This window comes from uncultured Psychrosphaera sp. (assembly GCF_947500655.1).
Taxonomy (GTDB): Bacteria; Pseudomonadota; Gammaproteobacteria; order Enterobacterales; family Alteromonadaceae; genus Psychrosphaera.
The window spans coordinates 21,388-42,389 of record NZ_CANMSK010000026.1 but is presented as its reverse complement, the minus strand read 5'-3'; the positions used below and the strand labels follow the sequence as shown (position 1 = coordinate 42,389).

Annotated in this window: 18 protein-coding genes; 11 read left to right on the top strand and 7 right to left on the bottom strand. The window is 36.2% G+C overall.

The window, feature by feature from the left end; translation table 11 throughout:
- Positions 1–239 precede the first annotated feature (239 nt).
- Both sbcB and Q0940_RS16455 read right to left on the bottom strand, forming a co-directional pair.
- The gene (gene sbcB, locus Q0940_RS16460) at positions 240–1,673 is read right to left on the bottom strand and encodes an exodeoxyribonuclease I (RefSeq protein WP_299270943.1); all 1,434 of its coding nucleotides are present in this window, start codon (positions 1,671–1,673) and stop codon (positions 240–242) included.
- A 110-nt stretch (positions 1,674–1,783) separates the two neighbouring features.
- Positions 1,784–2,077: a TraR/DksA family transcriptional regulator gene (locus Q0940_RS16455; RefSeq protein ID WP_299270942.1), complete on the bottom strand. Its 294-nt coding sequence runs from the start codon at positions 2,075–2,077 to the stop codon at positions 1,784–1,786.
- Between the two features lie 198 nt (positions 2,078–2,275).
- On the opposite strand from Q0940_RS16455, the gene Q0940_RS16450 reads away from it, so the two are divergent.
- The 4 genes from Q0940_RS16450 (at position 2,276) to Q0940_RS16435 (ending at position 8,322) form a co-directional block, all read left to right on the top strand.
- The gene (locus tag Q0940_RS16450) at positions 2,276–3,274 is read left to right on the top strand and encodes an isoaspartyl peptidase/L-asparaginase (RefSeq protein ID WP_299270940.1); all 999 of its coding nucleotides are present in this window, start codon (positions 2,276–2,278) and stop codon (positions 3,272–3,274) included.
- Positions 3,275–3,433: 159 nt separating this feature from the next.
- A complete protein-coding gene (locus tag Q0940_RS16445) occupies positions 3,434–3,628 on the top strand; it encodes a hypothetical protein (RefSeq protein WP_299270938.1) in 195 nt (64 codons plus the stop codon).
- Positions 3,629–3,810: 182 nt separating this feature from the next.
- A complete protein-coding gene (gene hrpA / locus Q0940_RS16440) occupies positions 3,811–7,845 on the top strand; it encodes an ATP-dependent RNA helicase HrpA (RefSeq protein ID WP_299270945.1) in 4,035 nt (1,344 codons plus the stop codon).
- Between the two features lie 33 nt (positions 7,846–7,878).
- Complete coding sequence (locus Q0940_RS16435) at positions 7,879–8,322, top strand: GNAT family N-acetyltransferase (protein ID WP_299270936.1); 444 nt, start codon at positions 7,879–7,881, stop codon at positions 8,320–8,322.
- A gap of 273 nt (positions 8,323–8,595) precedes the next feature.
- On the opposite strand, the gene Q0940_RS16430 is transcribed toward Q0940_RS16435, so the two are convergent.
- Entirely contained in the window at positions 8,596–11,322 is a 2,727-nt protein-coding gene (locus Q0940_RS16430) for a hypothetical protein (RefSeq protein WP_299270934.1), read from the bottom strand.
- Positions 11,323–11,623: 301 nt separating this feature from the next.
- Between Q0940_RS16430 and Q0940_RS16425 the strand changes: the two genes are divergently transcribed.
- The 3 genes from Q0940_RS16425 to Q0940_RS16415 all read left to right on the top strand — a co-directional run bounded on the left by Q0940_RS16425 (position 11,624) and on the right by Q0940_RS16415 (position 16,772).
- Positions 11,624–12,520 carry a bile acid:sodium symporter family protein gene (locus tag Q0940_RS16425; protein WP_299270931.1) on the top strand — a complete coding sequence of 299 codons (897 nt, stop codon included), beginning with the start codon at positions 11,624–11,626 and terminating at the stop codon, positions 12,518–12,520.
- 1,581 nt (positions 12,521–14,101) lie between these two features.
- A complete protein-coding gene (locus Q0940_RS16420; RefSeq protein ID WP_299270929.1) occupies positions 14,102–16,276 on the top strand; it encodes a hypothetical protein in 2,175 nt (724 codons plus the stop codon).
- Between the two features lie 61 nt (positions 16,277–16,337).
- Positions 16,338–16,772 carry a hypothetical protein gene (locus Q0940_RS16415; protein ID WP_299270927.1) on the top strand — a complete coding sequence of 145 codons (435 nt, stop codon included), beginning with the start codon at positions 16,338–16,340 and terminating at the stop codon, positions 16,770–16,772.
- Positions 16,773–16,792: 20 nt separating this feature from the next.
- Here the strand turns inward: Q0940_RS16415 and Q0940_RS16410 are convergent, their stop codons facing one another.
- Together Q0940_RS16410 and Q0940_RS16405 are read right to left on the bottom strand one after the other, a co-directional pair.
- A complete protein-coding gene (locus tag Q0940_RS16410; protein ID WP_299270925.1) occupies positions 16,793–17,077 on the bottom strand; it encodes a type II toxin-antitoxin system RelE/ParE family toxin in 285 nt (94 codons plus the stop codon).
- Positions 17,074–17,349, bottom strand: coding sequence for a type II toxin-antitoxin system RelB/DinJ family antitoxin (locus Q0940_RS16405; RefSeq protein ID WP_299270924.1), 276 nt, complete (start codon positions 17,347–17,349; stop codon positions 17,074–17,076). Before Q0940_RS16405 ends, Q0940_RS16410 begins: the two co-directional genes overlap by 4 nt.
- A gap of 146 nt (positions 17,350–17,495) precedes the next feature.
- On the opposite strand from Q0940_RS16405, the gene Q0940_RS16400 reads away from it, so the two are divergent.
- From Q0940_RS16400 to Q0940_RS16390, 3 genes are all read left to right on the top strand, one after another.
- Complete coding sequence (locus Q0940_RS16400) at positions 17,496–17,939, top strand: hypothetical protein (protein WP_299270922.1); 444 nt, start codon at positions 17,496–17,498, stop codon at positions 17,937–17,939.
- Between the two features lie 269 nt (positions 17,940–18,208).
- The gene (locus Q0940_RS16395) at positions 18,209–18,733 is read left to right on the top strand and encodes a hypothetical protein (RefSeq protein WP_299270920.1); all 525 of its coding nucleotides are present in this window, start codon (positions 18,209–18,211) and stop codon (positions 18,731–18,733) included.
- Between the two features lie 98 nt (positions 18,734–18,831).
- Positions 18,832–19,224, top strand: coding sequence for a hypothetical protein (locus tag Q0940_RS16390; RefSeq protein WP_299270919.1), 393 nt, complete (start codon positions 18,832–18,834; stop codon positions 19,222–19,224).
- Positions 19,225–19,378: 154 nt separating this feature from the next.
- Here the strand turns inward: Q0940_RS16390 and Q0940_RS16385 are convergent, their stop codons facing one another.
- Positions 19,379–19,663, bottom strand: a complete 285-nt coding sequence (locus Q0940_RS16385) for a type II toxin-antitoxin system RelE/ParE family toxin (RefSeq protein WP_299270917.1) — start codon at positions 19,661–19,663, stop codon at positions 19,379–19,381.
- Positions 19,660–19,935, bottom strand: coding sequence for a damage-inducible protein J (locus tag Q0940_RS16380; protein WP_299270915.1), 276 nt, complete (start codon positions 19,933–19,935; stop codon positions 19,660–19,662). The genes Q0940_RS16385 and Q0940_RS16380 overlap by 4 nt, the downstream gene beginning before the upstream one ends.
- Positions 19,936–20,422: 487 nt before the next feature.
- Here Q0940_RS16380 and Q0940_RS16375 point away from each other — a divergent pair, with 487 nt between their 5' ends.
- A complete protein-coding gene (locus Q0940_RS16375) occupies positions 20,423–20,974 on the top strand; it encodes a heat-shock protein (protein WP_299270913.1) in 552 nt (183 codons plus the stop codon).
- Positions 20,975–21,002: the final 28 nt, after the last annotated feature.

Sequence of the window (21,002 nt, the reverse complement as noted above, 5' to 3'; positions counted from 1 at the left end):
ATCCATTTCGAACTCAGTAGTGAAACGCAGTTGCGGCGATGGTAGTGTGGCAGTCGCCATGCGAGAGTAGCTCACCGTCAAGCTCCCATTCTAAACGCTCTAAGCCAATGCTTAGGGCGTTTTTTTATGCCTGGAATTTACCACCCCACCCAGCACAAACGGCTCACCCAGAAAAATGCAGGCATAAAAAAGGCCAAATTAATGGCCTGTTTAATTACAATTTTAGCTGTGTGAAACTATTAAAGCGTTTGTACGTAGTGATATAACGACTTTAATATGGCGGTTTTTTCTGCGTTATCTTGATTCGCTTCCGCATTATTCTCTAAACTCAATTGGAACTCAGTGAATGTTAAGTTAGGTTTGTCTAAACCATTCATTAACTTGTCAGTTCTATACTGTTGCCACCAATTCAATTCTTCTGGTAACAAGCTAGATGTGAAGTAACGAGCTTTATATAGCCTCCACAGTTGTATTAAACGCTGATCTTTAAACTGTGGCTCTAGTTTCCACTGATCTGCGATAGGGTGTGAATGTATGTAATTCATCTGCTGCTTGTCAGCGTCAGAAATAAAGCCGTCGTATAAACGATATTCTGGGTTTGTTTCTTTCTCAAATTCGTTTTCAAATTCAAAAACCTTAGCCAATTTGGTTTTTAATTCAGGATTTTTTTGAATAATGGCTAAATGCTCTAAGCATAATTGTCTATCTATACCTAAACGCTCTGCATTTTCTGGTAATAAGGTTTTTGCTGGTGCTAAAACTGGACATTTATTCAAATGAACCAGTTTTAAACCAATACGTTCTTCACCGTTTAAGTCTTCTGTTTTGGTATATAACTTTTCAGAAATTTCTTCCGCTGTTAATGCTAATAAAGGTGTTGGATCTTTCGTTAAGTCGTAAATCACCACCGCATTTTTATTTTTGTGATGGAACGCGATAGGGGCAACCCAAGATGTACAACCTTGCCAAGGAGAGAACATACCTGTGGTATGAACTAATGGCGCAGAGCGATAAACATCAATCAAATCATTAAGGTTTTTCTTATGACGATGTTCAAACAAGAAGCTATATAGTTTTGGTTGTTTGGTTTTAATTAATTTAGCTAATTCGATGGTGGCGATAACATCAGACAATGCATCATGAGCAGAGCCGTGATCTATGCCATTTGCTTTGGTTAATAATTCTAATCTAAAGCTAGGCTTGCCTTCATCATCCGTTGGCCAATTAATACCTTCTGGCCTAAGTGCATAACAAGCACGAACCATATCAAGAATATCCCAACGTGAGTTACCGTTTTGCCAACTGTAGCTATAAGGGTCATAAAAGTTTCTATATAGTGTGTAACGGATCATTTCATCGTCAAAACGAATATTATTATAACCAACACATGTTGTATTAGGTTTGCTGATCTCTAAATGAATTTTTTTGATGAATTCAGGCTCTATTAAACCGTCTTGCAGTGTTTTTTGTGGCGTAATACCTGTGACCAATGCTGCTTCTGGGTGAGGCAGGTAATCATTGGGGATTTGACAATATTCAACAAGTGGCTCACCTATGATATTTAGGTCTAAGTCGGTTCTTATGCCAGCAAACTGTGAGGGTTTATCTTTTTTGGGATTTACGCCCCAAGATTCAAAGTCGTACCAATATAGAGTTTCTGTTGAGTCAGTCATTATAATTTATCAGTAGATATACAAAATACCGACTTTAAAGGGTTACAAGCGTATCGTCAAAGTGAATCTATGGATTAGTTAATAACAGATTAAAATTAACGCTTAAATGACTATAAGTTAAGATTTTTACAATGGTTACATGTTTTTTCAAAAGGGTTATTGTTCAGTGATTCAATCTCAATTGTTTCTCCGCACTTTTGACATAAACCAAAATTTCCTTGTTCAATATTGCTCATAATGTTTTTCACATTAGCTAACTCAACCTTGGTTTGATGGGCAATAGAGAACAATACATCGTCATTGTCGCTGCTACTATCACCGTCAATAGCTTGCTCAGTTAAAGATGTAAAGTCTTGTTTTATAGATGTTAAACGGGCGGTTAGTTCGTCACGTTTATATTTCATCAGTTGATAGATTTCTTGATAAAGCATATTTTATAATTAAGTAGTTATGTTTTACTTAGAATAGCGAGACTGAATTTTTGTGAATTGATCTGAAATAAGTTTGTGTAGTATCTTTTTAAATTAATTAACGATATAAACATGTAATATCAATTTGTTGAGCTTAATCATTCACTATTTTTTAAAATTTAAAGGTAAGTCATGAAAACAATAAAAAAATTAATATTTACGGCTGTAGTTTTATCTGCACTTAGTGCGTGTTCAGAAGTAAAGACTGAATTTGCAATTGCTATTCATGGCGGTGCTGGCACTATTTTAAAAACTAAGATGACGGATGAAGTAGAAGCTGAATATAAAGCAAAACTACAAGAAGCTCGTGACGCAGGTTATTTAATATTAAAAAATGGTGGAACCAGTCAAGAGGCTGTTGTTGCAGCAATTCAAATTATGGAAGCATCTCCATTATTTAATTCAGGCGTTGGTGCTGTTTACACGTATGAAGGTGAACATGAACTAGATGCTTCAGTTATGGATGGTTCAAATAGACAAGCTGGTGCAGTGGCCGGTGTGAAAACAGTTAAAAGCCCAATTGAACTAGCCGTTGCGGTAATGGAAAAATCTGAACATGTAATGCTAAGTGGTAAAGGTGCAGAAGCTTTTGCAGTTTCGCAAGGTATGATTCCAGTTGATAATAAAATGTTTGATACCGAGCGTAGATTAAAATCATTAAAAAGAGCCAAAGCTAAAATGCAAGTTAGTAAGAACTGGTCAGAATCTGAGGATTTTCGTTTTGGTACTGTTGGTGCAGTTGCATTAGATAAAAACGGGAATTTATTTGCAGGAACGTCAACCGGTGGCATGACAGCTAAACGTTGGGGACGAGTGGGAGACTCACCTATTATTGGCGCAGGAACCTTTGCCGACAACAAAAGTTGTGCTGTTTCTGCAACGGGTCATGGTGAGTTCTTTATTCGTTATAATGTTGCCTCTGATATTTGCGCTAGAGTTGAATACCAACATAAAAGTATTATTGAAGCGGGTGATGAAGTTATTCACGGTGTGTTATTACCCGTAGGAGGCACAGGCGGTGTAATTATTATGGATAGAAATGGTAATATTCATATGCCGTTTAATACCAGTGGAATGTATCGTGCCAGTAAATCTTCTAATGGAGAAGAGTCGGTTGCTATCTTCAAGTGATCGCTTATTTAAACGCCAGCGATTTGAAATCGCTCTTGAAACTTCCTTTTAATAGAGCGTAATATAATAATCTTATTGGATTTTATCTTAAACAGTGTGGGTAAAATCCATGTTATCCTGTCTTACTATAATTGTGAGCTTTAAAATATCTTGGATTTAATGAAAACGAACGAATTAACTCAAAAACTATGTGAAGCTACTTTAGGTAATTCTGAGCATTTATCAGGTTCTAAACCTAAAGACTATCCGGCTGTGGAAGATAATGAACAGTTAATTACTTGTGTTAATAGCCCAACAATTATAAAAGTTCGGGATATGCAATTTCACTCAATTTATGAGTATCCTTGTACTTAATTAAATAGATGTTCTACATAAGCCTTAAACACCAGTTATAGCACTTTGGGTTTAAGGCTTTTTTGTATCTAAAGAAAAGTGATAGAATGTTATCAATGCGTTTCCCATATATTACTTATAGTGTTTAAATTATCGTGTCTGAAACTACAGTGTCTGAATTAAAATCCCCAAACATTAAACAAGTGTTAAAGCAGGACTTACATCCTTTATCTAGCCGACTTCGTCGTATCCAGAAAATTCAAGATATTGATAAACAAGCTAATGCCTTAGAAAAGTTACAAAAAGACATTGATAAATCAATCGCCCTTAGGGAAATCCGCATTGCCGCATTACCTAAAATTGAATATCCAGAACAGCTGCCTGTTAGCCAAAAACACGTTGAAATAAAAAAAGCCATTAGCGAAAACCAAGTTGTGATCATTGCCGGTGAAACAGGCTCAGGTAAAACCACGCAAATACCAAAAATGTGCATGGAATTAGGCCGTGGCATTGAAGGTAAAATTGGTCACACCCAACCAAGACGACTAGCAGCGCGCAGCGTAGCAACCCGAATTTGTGATGAATTAGGTTGTGAAATGGGAACCGCCGTTGGTTACAAAGTTAGATTCTCAGATCACGTAGGTGACAATACTTATGTGAAATTAATGACAGATGGTGTGTTGTTAGCAGAAATGCAACACGACAGATACTTAAACCAGTACGACACTATCATCATAGATGAAGCACACGAACGTAGTTTAAATATAGACTTCATATTAGGTTATTTGCGTGAGCTATTACCTAAACGTCCAGACTTAAAAGTCATTATTACCTCGGCAACCATAGACCCACAAAGCTTTAGTGAACACTTTAAAGGTGCGCCAATTATTGAAGTAACGGGCAGAACCTTTCCGGTTGAAGTGCGTTACAGACCTTTAGATGAAGTGTCATCAGAATATTTAAGCGACGACTCTCGTACTAATTCTCACCAAGACAACGATCAAGTTGCTGCTATTTATGCCGCAGTAGACGAACTTGCCCGTGAAAGCAGCGGTGATATTCTATTGTTTATGAATGGTGAGCGAGAAATACGTGACACCGCCGACGCGTTAGCAAAACGCAATTTACGTAATACCGAAATACTGCCTTTATATGCGCGCTTGTCAGCGACCGAACAAAACCGAATTTTTGCTCCGCATCATAATCGCCGTATTATATTAGCCACAAACGTAGCGGAAACCTCGTTAACCGTACCTGGCATAAAGTATGTAATCGATACAGGTACTGCAAGAATCTCTCGTTACAGCTACAAATCTAAAGTACAACGTTTACCAATTGAGCCAATTTCTCAAGCCAGTGCCAATCAAAGAAAAGGCCGTTGTGGTCGTACAGAAGCGGGTATTTGTATTCGTTTATACAGCGAAGACGATTTTTTATCTCGACCAGAATTTACCGCGCCAGAGATATTAAGAACAAACTTGGCGTCGGTTATTCTACAAATGATGTCCCTTAACTTGGGGGATTTAGAGAACTTCCCGTTTATTCAAAAACCAGACAGTCGTTTTATTAATGACGGTTTACGTTTGTTAGAAGAGCTACAAGCCATTACCGACAATAACGACATCAAAGCCCGAAGCCGTTATAAATTAACAAACTCTGGTAAAAGCCTTAGCCGAATTCCGGTTGATCCAAGACTGGCAAAAATGATTTTCACTGCTGCTAATAGTAACTGTTTGCATGAAATTATTGTGATTGTGGCAGCGCTGAGTATTCAAGATCCAAGAGAGCGACCGTCCGATTTTAAACAAAAATCAGACGAGCTACATAAACGATTTAAAGACAAAGACTCAGACTTTGTCGCGTATTTAAATCTTTGGGATTACTTAATCGCTAAGAAAAATCAAGAGTCTGGCAGCCAGTTTAGAAAGCAGTGTAAACAAGAATTTTTAAACTACATGCGTATTCGCGAATGGCAGGATTTGGTTTATCAAATAGAACAAAGCGTGTCTGAGCTTGGTTTTAATGTAAAAGCCGCTAAAGCGCAAAGCCAAGAAACAAGAGAAGCATCAGCTAATGATAACAGCAGCATTAATAACAACCCCGTTAATAACAGCCATGACGAACTAAATGACATACCTACCATAAGTCGTGATTACCAAGGTATACATCAAGCGTTATTGTCAGGCTTGTTAAGTCATATTGGTCAAAAAGAAATAAAAGACGCAGACAAAAAAGCCAACAAAGATAAACGACCTGGAATGCCAGGATACGAAGGCGCCAGAAACAGTTTATTCCACATATTCCCAGGCTCACATTTATTTAAAACATCTGCCAAATGGGTGATGGCAGCAGAATTGGTAGAAACCTCAAAACTGTTTGCTCGTTACGCAGCTCGTATTCAACCTGAATGGGTTGAGCCGTTGGCACAACATGTTATGACCAAAAACTATTCAGAGCCGCACTGGAGCGAAAAGCAGGGCAGTGTTCAAGCGTTTGAAAAACAAACCTTGTATGGTTTAGTTATTGTGCCAAAACGCCGAGTTAACTTTGACAAAATAGACCCAGTAATAAGCCGCGAGATATTTATCCGTGACGCACTAGTTAATGGTCAGCTTGGACACAAACTCGATTTTTTAACTCACAACAGTGAGTTAATGGAAGACATACAACGTCTTGAAAACAAAGTTAGACGTCGAGACTTGTTGGTTGATGAAGAAGAGCTAATTGGTTTTTACCAAAAGAAGCTACCAAAAAATATAGCCAGCAAAACCGACTTATTAAAATGGATTAAGAAAAACGACCAAGAGCAACTTAAAGCCAAAAAAGAAGACTTTATGTTGGCCGACGGCACTGAGCTTTCTGCTATCTCTTATCCAGATTTTTGGCGACAGGGCAACTTACGTTTGCCACTGGATTACGACTTTGAACCGGGCGAAGAATTTGCTGACGGTATTTCTGTGCGAATTCCTTTACCGCTGTTAAACCAAATAAAAGACACTGAATTTGACTGGCATATTCCAGCATACCGTCACGAATTGATCATGGCGTTAATTAAGTCACTGCCAAAACAATTAAGACGTAATTTTGTGCCTGCGCCAAACTACGCAGATGCGTTATTGCAAAGACTAAAAGAAAAATACACAGATCATACCGTGCCATTTATTGAAGTGATCACAGAAGCGTTATTCAGAATGACCGGCGTGAAGTTAGATAAAGAAGATTGGGTGTTAGACAAGTTAGACAAACACTTAAAAATCAACTTCAGAGTGGTGGACGACAAAGAAAATATTATCGGCCAAGGCTTTAATTTAGATGAGGTAAAAGCGTCGTTACAACAACAAGTTAAAAAGACAATTAAAGCCGTTGCTACCGACGACATTGAAAAAACCGATGTTAAAGATTGGGACTTTGGTGACTTACCAACAAGTTACATGAAAAGCCAAGGTAACTATCAAATTAAAGCATTCCCTGCATTGGTCAAGACAGGCAGCAAAGTTAATGTTGAGCTGTTGGATCATCAAGAAGTCGCAGAGGCGAGTCACTTATCAGGCATAGTGGAGCTTATTTTTAAAACCTTGCCATCACCAATAAAACACTTACAACAAAAACTGCCAAACAAGTCAAAGCTGGTATTGTACTTCAATCCGTTTGGCCAAATAGACCAGTTAATAAGTGACTGTATTCGTGCTGTGATCACCAAAGAAGTCACCGATAATGTACCCCGAACTCAAGATGCATTTAATGCATTACGAGACAAGATCAGAGGCGAGTTAAACGACACTGTTTTTGATGCTGCTATGCAAGTAGAAAAAATATTACTGGTAGGCCATAAGATATCTAAGCAACTTAAAGGCAAGATCAGTTTTGATATGATCCAAGCCAATGCGTATATCAAAGCACATTTAGATTCATTAATTTATAAAGGCTTTGTAAGTGAATGCGGCATAGACCGCTTGCCAGATATTTACAGGTACGTGTTAGCGTTAGAAAAGCGTTTAGAGAAAATTAAAATTGATGCGAATAAAGACCGCATGAATCAAATTGACCTAGATAAAGTGTACGACCTATACGACAAGCTAACGGAAAAATATCCAAAAGAACTACCAATACCAAAAGAAGTCACAGACGTGTACTGGATGATAGAGGAATTACGAGTGTCCTTATTTGCCCAAGGTATTGGCACTAAATATCCAATATCTATTAAACGCATTAAGCAGGCGATTAATGAGTTGGGGTAAAGTGGGATGGCTCGTTATTTTTAAGGTGTGTCTGTGAGTATTCGTAAATATTTAGAGAGTGATTATCAAAGTATTTTAACTATTTATGAAAGCTCTAAACTTGATGAGTTAAAATTTGAGTCTGCTGAGTTTGAGCTATTACCTTTTGAAAAAGATGTTGTACGTTCCACTCAAATATTAGAGTCAGACATCTACATTTATGGTGGTGAAGATGTTATTGGGTTCTGTGCTTATAAAGGCACAGAAATTAGAGCGTTATTTGTTCACCCTAAAGCCAGAGGGAAGGGGGTTGGCATTAAACTACTAGAGTTTATGCTTTCTAATATTGTTGGCTCTGCAACTCTCTATGTTGCATCATCAAATTACCCAGCCATTAAGTTGTACCAAAAATATGGATTTGAAAATACGTCGCAGTTTGAGACAACATATAATGGAACACCTGTTCTTGCGAATAAAATGCAATGCTGTACAAGTTAAGGCTCACAAGAGATTATTTCATTACATAAATAAATTAGAGTGGATGTCCACGTTATATTGGTCATGAATACTTTTGAAGAAATTAATCAAGCACTCGATGATTATCATAATGGGGTATTGACCAGCTCATAATCATTATTAAATTAAGTGCAATAAAATGGATGTTTAAAGCATAAAAAAACGGAGCTATTAAGCTCCGTTTTGTTTTGTACATACACCTTTATAACTAATATAAAGGATTAATTTCCATTTCTAGAATGTACTTTTAATATCTTATTCATCAACGCTAGGTTCATAAATATTTGTACCTAACTGATTTCGATAAGTATTCCATAATTCTGCAGCGGATGTATCAATACTATTACCAAAGAGACTATCAGATACGCCTTCACCTTGAATTGAGAAGTAACGGTCTGAATAATCAAACATGGCAGGCCAGCCCCATTGTTCTTTCGCGTTCATCATTCTTACTGCCAATGATGTAACAACGTAAACATTGCCTGTCACTGTGCGGTATCTAGAACCCCAATCAGCATTTAAGTAGTTTGCTGGGCCATCCCAATAACGAATTCCCCATTCAGCTAAACCGATATCTGCTGTTGTGTAATCCACTTGATCTTCGTCATCATCAGCAACAGTGCGATCTATCTCAGTTTGGCTAACATAAAAAGTTTGCTGATCTTCTGAAAACAATAAATTATTGCCATTTTCAGCATTTACTGCCGCTAACATTCCAGAATGATTAAGCACTAAACCACCAATTAACAGAGGTAATTTACGGCCTTGGTTATGTCCACCACTGTTATACCAATAATAGCCTTCTTTCCCGTTTATTGGACCATTGCCTAACACACCATAAAGATCAATGGCGTATTGTACCGTTGCAATTAACGCAGCTTGTTTTTCAGCATTTGTGTAATCAAGTTGTAGCTGTAACCCAACAATACTTGTTAATTTCCCAAGTTCACGGCCGTATAAAGGCATTGACGATGTTGGATGAACTTCACGTTGCACCCACTCGGTCACATGGTCTAACCAAACGCCTTCAATATAAGGAACATATTCACTAATATCCGGCGTAGTATCCAAACGAGGATATGTACCAAGTACGTTATAGTTTAAATCGTCTAATGTTGCAGGGATGCTTTTATCAGTTCCAACATAAGCAGGACGGAATGAATTAGCTGGTGGCGTTTCACTCAATATTGTTAATATTGCAGCTTGAGTAATGAATGGGCGTTGTTCATCTTCCTCTCTAGAGATTGCTTTTATCACTGAATTTCCAGCAGATAAAACTAATGCTTGTCCTGTATTACCTGGATCAACATTTTTTGTCGCATCGTAAGCCATATCAGTATTAACGACATCTAGATCTCTAAGGCCATCAAAGCCTTGTTCTGCTTCATTTAATGGATTTATTTCAGCACCATTTCTAATGCGTCCATCATCATTAAATGAGTCTGGTGTAATTGATGTAATAACAACGTCTTCACCATTGTTATGAACCCACCACTGACCATCTACAAACTGTCCTGTTTCATAATGCTCTGCAAAATGGAAAGTGATATCACCAGATTTCACACTGTTAGGATCATAAGGTTCAGGAATAGGCTCTGGTTTTTGACATAAACAAGTTGTTAATTGGTCTCGGTACGCGTTCCATAAATTAGCAGCTGAAGTATGGATAGAGTTTCCAGATAAAGCATCGGAAACACCTTCGCCTTCTATTGAGAAATAACGGTCTGAATAAGCGAAAAACGCAGGCCAATTCCACTCTTCTGTTGCATCCATCATCATGACGGCTAATGCAGTCACCACAGAGGCATTACCTGTCCATGTTCTGTATTTAGCACTCCAATCTGCATTAAGAGTACTAGGTTGATCCCAAGCTCTTACAGCCCAACCAGCGGTACCTAAATCGCTTTCAGTATAATCGACTTGAGTTTCACTACTGTTCTCTGCCGTAATTTCAATTTCTTCTTCGGTGACATAAAACGTTTGTTGGTCTTCTTGGAATAATAAGTTGTCGCCAAATTTTGCATCAACTGCATCCAACATACCTTCGTGGTCAAGTACTAGGCCACCAATTAACAAAGGTAATTTACGGCCTTGATTATTAGCGGCATTGTTATACCAGTAGTAATTTTCTTTTTCGCTAATAGGGTCTTGCTGTAACACACCATAAATATCAATGGCATATTGTACCATCGCAACTAATGCATCTTGCTTTTGTGCATCAGTGTAATTAAGTTGTAATTGCATACCAACAAGGCTGGTGATTTTTGAAATTTCACGACCATAGTTTGGCATTGATGCTTCAGGGTGAATATCACCTTGTGTCCATTCTGTATTATGGTCTAACCAAACACCTTCCATATATGGCACATAGGTACTGATATTGGGCGTGCTTTCTAACGGTTCAAATTTACCTAAAACGTCATAATTTAAATCATCCAAAGTAGCAACAATGGTTTTATCAGTGCCAACGTAAGCAGGACGAAATGAATTATCAGCCGGAGTTGAACCAAGTACTGTCAATATTGCAGCTTGGTTAATAAGTGGGCGGCGGGCATTCTCCACTCTAGAAATCGCTTTAACGACTGAATTGCCAGCAGATATAGTTAACATTTCACCAGTAGCACCTGGGTCAACGTTTTTACTAGCGAGATAAATCATATCTGTATTGACGCCAGTTTCATTCAGGCTATCAAATCCTTGCGTACTTTCATTCAGAGGATTAATTTCAGCACCGTTACGTATACGGCCGTCGTCGTTAAAAGAGTCTGGTGTGATAGATGTGATTACGACATCTTCACCATTGTTGTGTACCCACCATTGGCCATCCAAAAATTGGCCCACTGAGTAACTGTTAGCAAAATGGAATGTTACATCACCTGATGTAACGCTAGTAGCAGTGCTAATGACATCATTAGACTCTGCTGTATTACTGCCGACAAGCATTAATAGCCCGATGCAGAAATTAAAATAGCGTTTTATCATAAAAATTCCTATATATTAGTAAGTTGTATTATTGATTAATACGAGGAAGATACTACACATATCAAAAGATCTTTACCAATTGGTTTGGAATCAAGGTAAAACGTGAACTTGCTAGAGTTTGCTTAATGAAGCCGTTATAAAGAATAAAAGAGTAGCTACCTTAATGCCTAATTCTCACTCACTGAGTTTATAGGACTAAAAGTTGACGTTAGAGTGTCTGTCCACGTTATAGCCGTATTGTTAATGGCAAAATAAATACTTAATCTAATTAGTATAAGATTTTAATTTTAAAGGATATTTTATGGGTCAAATATATATTCAATATGAATATTGGTTTGCTGCAATACAGCTTTTCTTCGCGATGTTAGGAATGGGGGCTACGTTAACGTTTAATGATTTTAAAGATGTCGCACGGGAACCTAAGTCGGTTGGTATTGGCGTAGTACTACAATTAGTTATCATTCCATTATTGGCCTTTGGTTTTATTTACTTTACAGATGTATCTGCAGGCGTTGCTATTGGTATCGCTTTATTAGCCGCTATTCCAGGGGGAACAACATCTAATATCTTTACCTATTTAGCGAAAGGCAATGTGCCGCTTTCCATTTCAATTACTGGATTAACAACCCTTGCTTGTTTAATAACAACGCCATTGATTTTGGGGTTATTGATCACAGAGTATTTACCAGACAACTTTAGTATGCCTGCTGATCAAATCATTAGAGACATTACTTTCATTCTGCTTCTTCCTCTCATTATCGGCATGTTGATTTTACGCTACATTAGCAATCACGCCAGTTGGATATCTGCATGGAGCATTCGACTTTCTCTTATTGGCATCATTTTAATTGTGGTTGGCTCTGCTAGTGCAGGGCGTTTAGATATAAACGCTTACGGCACTGATAATATGTTGTTAGTTAGTATCTTTATAATCACGTTACTTTGTTTCACATGGTTAATGTTGAAACTGCTGGGTCTTTCAAACAGTGATAGTACCGCAATAGAAATGGAAGTTATTGTGCGTAATGTTAATTTGGGTGTAATGATAAAGGCATCAATGTTCCCTGTTATTGTTGGAAGTGCCAATACGATTGGCGATATGGTTCTTTTTACCGTTCTACTTTACGGTGCGTTACAAATTATCATTTCTGCCATTGTTATTATGTTAAAGAGGCGAGGGGGGAAGGTTTCGGCTTAATGTTATGGATGATACCTTCATAAGAAGGTATTTTTTAAGATCAAAAGCTAGTTGGCTTTATACATTAAACCCTTAGCTTTTTTCTTATCATAGTTTTTCTGAGCGTTAAGGTTTCGCCCCTCGGCGGTCATCAAATAAACATCCCTGTATTGATGACATCCCTTCATCCATGAAGTGAACTATACCTTTTTCAACAGCCAAAAAACGTAACCGGCTCTTATAATGAAACAGAGCGCCGCCCGTCACCAAATATCTAATCCTCAATCGGGCATCCATGCCCGACCGATTTGAGAAAGGTATTCTCTTATGGATAGAAGTAGTACAGATATTTGAATCGGGAGGTAAAGCAGAGCGAAAAGCACGAACCTGCGGTTCGCTGCTAATCAATTGACTTATATGTTTGTTGAAATTAGAGTGGGTGTCCACGTTAAATAAATATGCACAAAAATTGTGTAATGACATCTATATCAACATTAGGAGGGTAGTATGATTTATATTTTATCTTATGTTTTTAGTGCCGTTCTTGGTTTTTTGGTCACAAAATTTAAATCAAAAAATCAGCTTAAATTTTTATCTATATTTGCAATTACTCCATTTCTTTTTTGCTATTTTCTAATAGAGTATTATAGCTCTCTAACTTATCAAGGAGGAGGAGCTTCGTTTTTAAGTTTAACGTATTTTTTCATAGGAGTACCCTCTACTTTTATACTGGTAGCTTCATACTTTATATGTCGAGCGAAGTAATTTCGTAGTATAATAATTTAAATTGATTATGTTAATAGCTTTAATTGTACTGCTAATACAAGCAATTTAGATGAACGTTAAGGAGCAACCTTAGCGGTGCAGGTTTTCAGTTTTAGCTTTTATCAATAGATAGACAACCTAAGCGAGTACATCCATGGTGGTCATCAATAATACATCCCTGTATTGATGGCATCCCTTCATCCATGAAGTGGCAGGTTGTCAGTTCCCGACACAACCTAAGCGAGTACATCCATGTACTCGACAATACCTTTTGGCAATAGCCAAAAAGGCGAGGGTTTTGTTTTATGTTATGACTGCTACATCGAGTTCAGTTGAACTCTAAGGTTTCGCCTCTCGGCGGTCATCAAATAAACATCCCTGTATTGATGACATCCCTTCATCCATGAAGTGAACTATACCTTTTTCAACAGCCAAAAAGGCACGAGCTTTGTTTTATATTTGATGTATTAACTTTGTTATCGTATTTATATGAACTCTAAGGTTTCGCCTCTCGGCGAGTTACCTTTTTGCAACAGCCCAAAAACGTAACCCAAAAAGGCCGCTTCCAAACAAAATCTAATACTTCATTAAATAGTTATTTTTGTTTATAAAAAAGGATTGGAAAATCGTCCCTGACAACCAATCCTTTCTCAGCATCCATGCTTCGAATTTTATAAAAAATAATATTTAACAAAGTGATTTTGTGAGGAGAGGAAAAGGAAGAGCACGAACCTGAGGTTCGCTGCTAATCAATTGACTTATTTGTTTTTGAAAATTAAAGTGAGTGTTCGCGTTATATTAAAGGAACAGCTTTAATAGCTGATAACAAGGAAACGAATGAAACTTAAATTATCCCTAGAAAATTGCTATGGCATAAATCAGTTAAATAAAGAGTTTAATTTTACAAAATCAGTAGGTAACGATGGTGTAAATTCACTATACGCACCAAACGGCACACTAAAAACGTCACTTGCTAAAACATTTACCGACGTCGCCAATGAAGAAGAAACCAAAGATTTAATCTTTCCTGACCGTGTGACTAAAAGAGATATCACCATTGATAATGTGGCTATCACTCCTGAACAAATAATGGTGATAGAGTCATACAATGAAAGTTATAGCTCTAAGCAACTATCAACCCTTCTAGTAAATGATACGTTGAAAAAACAATATGACACTGCATTAAAAGAAGTTGATGAAAAGCGCACAGCGCTTGTTAAAGCAATAGCAAAGCTAGCTGGTAAAAAAGGCGTTGCTATCAATGCTTTCCCTAAATTAATTTGTGAAATTTTTGATAAGCCCGAAAAAGAATTCTTAGAGTTACTCGTAAAGTTACAGCAGGAAAAACTTCCTGATTACAGTAGGTATACAGATTATAAGTTTGGTGATTTGTTTAACGATAAAGTGTTAGAGGTAATTGCTAAAGGTGACTTTGCAAAAGAATTATCAGATTATGTTGATACGTACGATAAACTTATCGAACAATCAACCGTTTTAACAAAGAGCTTCAATCATCAAAAAGCAGGGACTGTCTCTAAAAGCCTTGGCGATACAGATTTTTTTCAGGCGAAACACAGTGTCAATATCTCAGTAGATGGTGAGCTTAAGTTAGCTAAAAATTTAGAAGAGCTAAATGAGATTTTACAAGCTGAGCAAGATAAAGTACTTAATAGCTATGATCTAAAACAGAAGTTTGCCAAAATAGATAATAAGTTAAATACAAAAGATACAGCTGCATTTCGGAATTTTATTACAGATAACCAAGAGTTACTTACTGACTATAAAGATATTCCACAATTCAAAAAAGTGGTTATTAAAAGTTACTTACAAGCACAACAAAGTTTATGGGATGACTTAGTAATAACATACAAAAGTAACCAAGCAATGGTTGAAAGCATTATTCAACAAGCAAAAGCAGAACAAACTTTATGGGAAACTGTAGTTGATACATTTAATGAGCGCTTTACAGTTCCTTTCAAATTAAGTGTGAAGAATCAAGATGAAGTAATTCTAAATGGCCAAGCACCGAATGTAGAGTATGAATTTAATGATGGTAGAGATAATCCACAGAAAGTTAACGAAGAAAGCTTAATAAAAGTTTTAAGTCAGGGAGAGAAAAGAGCAAGGTATATCCTCAATGTACTATTTGCAATTCAAATAAAAAAAGAACAGCCATCACCTACGTTAATTGTGATTGATGATATTGCTGATTCATTCAATTATAAAAACAAATACGCCATTGTTGAATATCTACAAGAGATTGCTGGAGTAGATAAATTTCATCTATTTTCACTTACTCATAATTTTGACTTCCACCGAATAATCAGTAGCCGAGTAGGTGTTAAACGTAATAACAGATTAATGGCGAACCGTAGTGTTGATAAAACAGAAATCACTCAAGAAAGGTATCAAAACGATGTCTTTTCAGCATGGAAACAAGAGCTATCAAGTAATGTCGGCTATTTACTAGCAAGTATTCCATTTGCAAGAAATATAGCTGATTACTGTGGTCATAAGGCGCACTACACAACGTTAACCTCATTGCTTCACATAAAGCCAGATACTAGCGATATTAAGGTATCTCACCTTCAAAACATCTATAAAGGTATCTTTGCAGATCAACGAGACTTAGTATTACCAAATCAAGAAAATATATTAAAAGATATGATATATGATAAAAGCGAAGAGTTATTGCAAGGTAATACAGATTCAATAGAATTAGAAAATAAGGTGATATTAGCCATCGCTATTCGACTAAAAGCTGAGGAATTTATGATAAGCCAAATTAACGATAGTGAATTCACTTTGGCAATCGCCAAAGATCAAACCAGAAAACTATTCAATAAGTATTGTGAGTTGTTTCCAAGCGAACTAACAACCAAAGCATTGCTTGATCAAGTAAACCTAATGACTCCAGAGAACATTCACCTTAATTCATTTATGTACGAACCCATTTTAGATATGTCTGCTCATAGGCTTTACCAGCTGTATGCTGATATAAAAGATTTATAAGGTTAAAAAAGCAAACGAATAAAACTGATCAGAGTTAATTTAAATGGGATAAAGGATAGTTATGAAGTTAAATGAGACAATTACTGCAATGTTATCGGTAGTCGCAATAATAGTTTCTGTTGTTGCTCTTTATCAAAATAATAAGTCATTAGACTTTGCTGTTGAACTTGAATATAACAACGAAATTCAAAGTTATATAATAACGCAGTTGAATACATTAACTGCATCAGAAATTGTTTCAACAAAGTTAATGTATTGCTTAAGAAAACTAGATGATGTGGAAAGTAAAAAACTCTATTTTCAACTTTATAAAAAATATGATTCTTTATTAGAAGTGCTATCGAGTCGTCTTCGGTTAACTCATAAAATGGGTCAAGAACCAACAAAAGAAAACTTATTTAAACTAAAAAAAATTCACTCTTTAGAACAAGAGGTAGCTAAAGCTATAACATCTTTGATAAAGAGTATAAGTTGTAATAAAACGGATCAGGGTTAAATTAAAAAGGTAGAATTTAGCTAGTGTTGCTTTGCTGGGAACTTTTGTTTTTGGTGTAAAACGCGCATGACTCGGATATTTTTACCGTCAACCAAATAAGATACGATCATAGATACTTCGGGAATAATTAATAATCGTCCTTTAAATAATTCTCTTTTAACGCCCATTAAAGGCTGTTCAAATAAGCTTTCTACTTTTGACTCAATGATTTGGTCTGTTTTCTCAGCCGCTATGGGATTGAAGTGGTATAGGAATTCAAATATATTCTCTCGATCATTTAATGATTGTTCTTCCCAAAGTATCATTTGTTCCTGATCTTCATCTTTCTAGCTTCCATTTGGTTTTTAGCATCATTATGCTCAACAAAGTTAGCTTCACCAGCATCAAGCTTTTCAAATGCAGCGCTTACTTCTTCTAACAACCATGTGTCGTGACTCATAGACTTGCGTTGTTCAGCGGCTAAGCTTTCTGTTAGCTCTCGGCATGCGTCACTTAAAGTACGTCCTTGGCTTTCTGCCATTAATTGCGCTAAACGTTTCGTTTCTTCATCAATTCTAAATTGAATACGAGCATCCATTAGAACTTACCTTAAATCTATGGTGTGTGCACAAACGTTAGCACTGATGTTTGGTTATGACAATTAAAATAAAACGGGTCAGGTTTAATTTAAATAAGTTATAGTGAGTGTACACGTTATTTTCTAGGTAATTTAAGGATGTTTTTGTGTTAAATTTAAGGTTCACTTTATTAGCTGTATTTTTAGTTGGTTGTTCTTCAACAAGTAAGCCAATAATTGTAAAAACTTATAATTCTCCATCAGTGAATAAGGTAGCATTAGTAAAGCCGGTAGCTTTTATTCGAATCGAAGCAATCGATGATGATCATAGCTATGACATATTTCCAAGTGGAGGCTTCACTAATGAGTACGAAATAGAGTTTACCTCAGGTAAGCATAGCTTGCAGGTGAGCTATTTTAATGGAGCTAATAAATCTTTTGGTTCTGTTGAGTTAAGCATAGATGTAGAAAAAGGTAGAAAGTATATTATTAGGTCAATAACAAATCATAGTGATGGTATTTGGCGTCCAGCTTTAGTAGATGTTACAAATAAACCTGAATGTTGGACATTAGATGTAGGTACTCGATTTGGGCCCAAAAACTGTGAGTAATAAAACGGGTCAGTGTCAAATTAAACCAGATAAAAGCCCAGTAGCGTTAGCTATTGGGCTTTGTTGTTTTTAGCTTTTGCTTTGCTTTTCCTCCCGATTTAAAACATCTGTATAAAATATAATAAAACGGGTCAGAGTTAATTTAAATAAATTAGAGTAGGTGTTCATGTTATATTTTAACATCTTATGGATTTAACTATGAAGATGGAGCTGGTTTTATGGAAGTAACTACTACGCCTCTTGATTGTTTTTAACTTAGGGTGATTCTGATGAAACAAGTGTACTTTGAAAGTAATATTTCATTTCCATTAGAAGGTTTTTTTGTTGCTTTTTTAATTGTTTTTTTACTGGTATTTATAAAGATTTCCCCCAAATTTAGAATTTTGTTTTTTAAGGTGGTTTCATTGCCTGAAAAAACAGTAACGCTTATGCTGGCTTTGTTAGCCTTATTTATCTTAATAGGAAAAGTAAGTCATTATAATAAATATAGTGAAGTTACTAATTTAATAGCTAGCGGAAATGTACATTCAATAAGTGGGTGTATTGAGGATTATGAAACTAAGAAAGTAAATAGTAGAGACGAAAGTTTTAAAATTGAAGGTGTTCGATTCAATTATAACGATATAGCTACGAGTGAGTGGTATTTCGCCAATAGACATTTTAATGATGGAGTTATTATTAACGGGCGTTGTTTAAAAGTATCTTACATTAAAAGAAACTCAAAAAATTACATTGTTAAAATAATAAAAAGAAATGAAAGAGACACCCATTCGAATAAAACGGGTCATGGTTAAATTAACTTAATGAAATAAAATGGACAGCCACTTTTATTCATAATCAATGGGGTCAGAACACTTGATTTACCTATAGATTAAATTAGAGAGAGTAAGTTATGGGTAGAGTTGCATATAATGGTGAGAATTGGCTAGATTTAAAAGGGACGCGAAAAGATATTCAGTTTACACCTATATTGGCTGATAATCACTATTTTCATGTTCCAGAGAGGGAAGTGATATTGTGCTTATTTTCTAAATATTGTTATTTTGATCAGTGTCTTGGTGAAATTTTTGATATGGAAGGCATTAAAGTTAATGATATTCCCGTATTTGTTCACCCTGATTACAAAGGGAGTGTTTGTAAGTATCAAAGTAAGGTTGCGTGGGTTCAAGAGTATAATCAGGGTTTTATATCATTTGTAGTTGATTGTAATAGCTTACCTAGTTTTCGAATCAAGCTAGACTTAACTTCAATGAAGTACCTAAAACCTCAATTTGGTGTTAGATAAATCAATGGGGTCAGAACCTGTACGATCCCCACAAATTAAAGTGTCTCAAATAAGTAGGCTCCGCCTGTTAACTGGAGTTGCTTTATTGTGTTAAAAACTGCCGAACAGAATAAAACAGGCCACTGTTAAATTAACTTAAGAAGTTAGAATTGAGCTAGTGTTGCTTTGCTGGGAATTTTTGCTTTTGGTGTAAAACGCGCATGACTTGGATATTTTTACCGTCAACCAAATAAGATATGATCATAGATACTTCGGGAATGATTAATAAGCGTCCTTTAAATAACTCTCTTTTAACGCCCATTAAAGGCTGTTCAAATGAGTTTTCTACTTTTGACTCAATTATTTGGTCTGTTTTCTCAGCCGCTATGGGATTGAAGTGGTATAGGAATTCAAATATCTTTTCTCTATCATTTAATGATTGTTCTTCCCAAAGTATCATTTGTTCCTGATCTTCATCTTTCTAGCTTCCATTTGATTTTTAGCATCATTATGCTCAACAAAGTTAGCTTCACCAGCATCAAACTTTTCAAATGCTGCGTTTACTTCTTCTAACAACCATGTGTCGTGACTCATAGACTTTCGTTGCTCAGCGGCTAAGCTTTCTGTTAACTCTCGGCATGCGTCACTTAAAGTACGCCCTTGGCTTTCTGCCATTAATTGCGCTAAACGTTTCGTTTCTTCATCAACTCTAAATTGAATACGTGCATCCATTAGAACTTACCTTAAATCTATGGTGTGTGTACAAACGTTAGCACTGATGTTTGGTTATGACAACTAAAACAAAACGGGTCAGGGTTAAATTAAACTTAAGAAGGTAGAATTTAGCTAGTGTTGCTTTGTTGGGAATTTTTGCTTTTGGAGAAATAAAAACAAAACGGGTCAGGTTTAAATTAAACCCAAAAACAATCCTGTAAGGTTAGCTAAATAAAAGAGCCTCCCGCTTGTATGTTTAGAGTGCACGCTATCGTTATTTCAAAACTAAGGTTTTATAATAACTTTAAAGAACGGTTGATCTTTGTGCTTACTTAAGTATACTTTTTGTTATTGATGTAGCAGACATGTTATTTACATGACATCACGTAACCTCTATGAGGTCGAGGCTGTGCCCGGTAATGACGTTCTGAATCCAAGATTTATCTTGGCGAAGGCTCCCTAGATGGAGCCTTTGTTATTTCTGGCTAAAGGATAAAGTCGTTGAATGGCAAAAAAGAAACTATTTAATCTTCCTGATTATGAAGTTCAACAATGGAAAAGCTTCAATTTTTCTGATGAAGAATATAATCTTGATCACTTAAATGCTTGCAAACATATATTTACCCATCCTAAACGTAACGAAAGTTATACCCTCTATTTCACCTTCTCACATCATGTATTTACTCGAAGTATAAAACAGACTGAAAACGTTGAGCCTGCGTTTATTTACCCTTATCCATCAGATGAAAGAGTTTTTGATGAGATCCGTTTTGAATTATCTAAGAATTTACCTGAGATAGTTAAAACCTTGCCAGAACAATTCTGTTACCACGGAGGTTATAGTAGGTATTGTAGTTGTAAAATATCTAGAAGCGATGGCTCAGTGGTCGATTATCAAGTTGTTTATAGGGTTTGGAAAGAGCGAGGGAAAATGAGGTTCCATACTGAGAGTGCTTACCCATTAGAAGGTCGTTTGGGGAAAGTAAAAAAAGTTGATTTTTGGGTCATTTGTCATAATTTACTTCGAGGGAAAAAGCTACCTCAACCAGCAAAATAAGTTAATAAGATAAAATGGACAGCCACTT

Bases quoted from the DNA above. Each gene is read 5' to 3' on its own strand.
- sbcB (WP_299270943.1), bottom strand. From the start codon at position 1,673: ATGACTGACTCAACAGAAACTCTATATTGGTACGACTTTGAATCTTGG.
- Q0940_RS16455 (WP_299270942.1), bottom strand. From the start codon at position 2,077: ATGAAATATAAACGTGACGAACTAACCGCCCGTTTAACATCTATAAAA.
- Q0940_RS16450 (WP_299270940.1), top strand. From the start codon at position 2,276: ATGAAAACAATAAAAAAATTAATATTTACGGCTGTAGTTTTATCTGCA.
- Q0940_RS16445 (WP_299270938.1), top strand. From the start codon at position 3,434: ATGAAAACGAACGAATTAACTCAAAAACTATGTGAAGCTACTTTAGGT.
- Q0940_RS16430 (WP_299270934.1), bottom strand. From the start codon at position 11,322: ATGATAAAACGCTATTTTAATTTCTGCATCGGGCTATTAATGCTTGTC.
- Q0940_RS16425 (WP_299270931.1), top strand. From the start codon at position 11,624: ATGGGTCAAATATATATTCAATATGAATATTGGTTTGCTGCAATACAG.
- Q0940_RS16420 (WP_299270929.1), top strand. From the start codon at position 14,102: ATGAAACTTAAATTATCCCTAGAAAATTGCTATGGCATAAATCAGTTA.
- Q0940_RS16415 (WP_299270927.1), top strand. From the start codon at position 16,338: ATGAAGTTAAATGAGACAATTACTGCAATGTTATCGGTAGTCGCAATA.
- Q0940_RS16410 (WP_299270925.1), bottom strand. From the start codon at position 17,077: ATGATACTTTGGGAAGAACAATCATTAAATGATCGAGAGAATATATTT.
- Q0940_RS16405 (WP_299270924.1), bottom strand. From the start codon at position 17,349: ATGGATGCTCGTATTCAATTTAGAATTGATGAAGAAACGAAACGTTTA.
- Q0940_RS16395 (WP_299270920.1), top strand. From the start codon at position 18,209: ATGAAACAAGTGTACTTTGAAAGTAATATTTCATTTCCATTAGAAGGT.
- Q0940_RS16390 (WP_299270919.1), top strand. From the start codon at position 18,832: ATGGGTAGAGTTGCATATAATGGTGAGAATTGGCTAGATTTAAAAGGG.
- Q0940_RS16385 (WP_299270917.1), bottom strand. From the start codon at position 19,663: ATGATACTTTGGGAAGAACAATCATTAAATGATAGAGAAAAGATATTT.
- Q0940_RS16380 (WP_299270915.1), bottom strand. From the start codon at position 19,935: ATGGATGCACGTATTCAATTTAGAGTTGATGAAGAAACGAAACGTTTA.
- Q0940_RS16375 (WP_299270913.1), top strand. From the start codon at position 20,423: ATGGCAAAAAAGAAACTATTTAATCTTCCTGATTATGAAGTTCAACAA.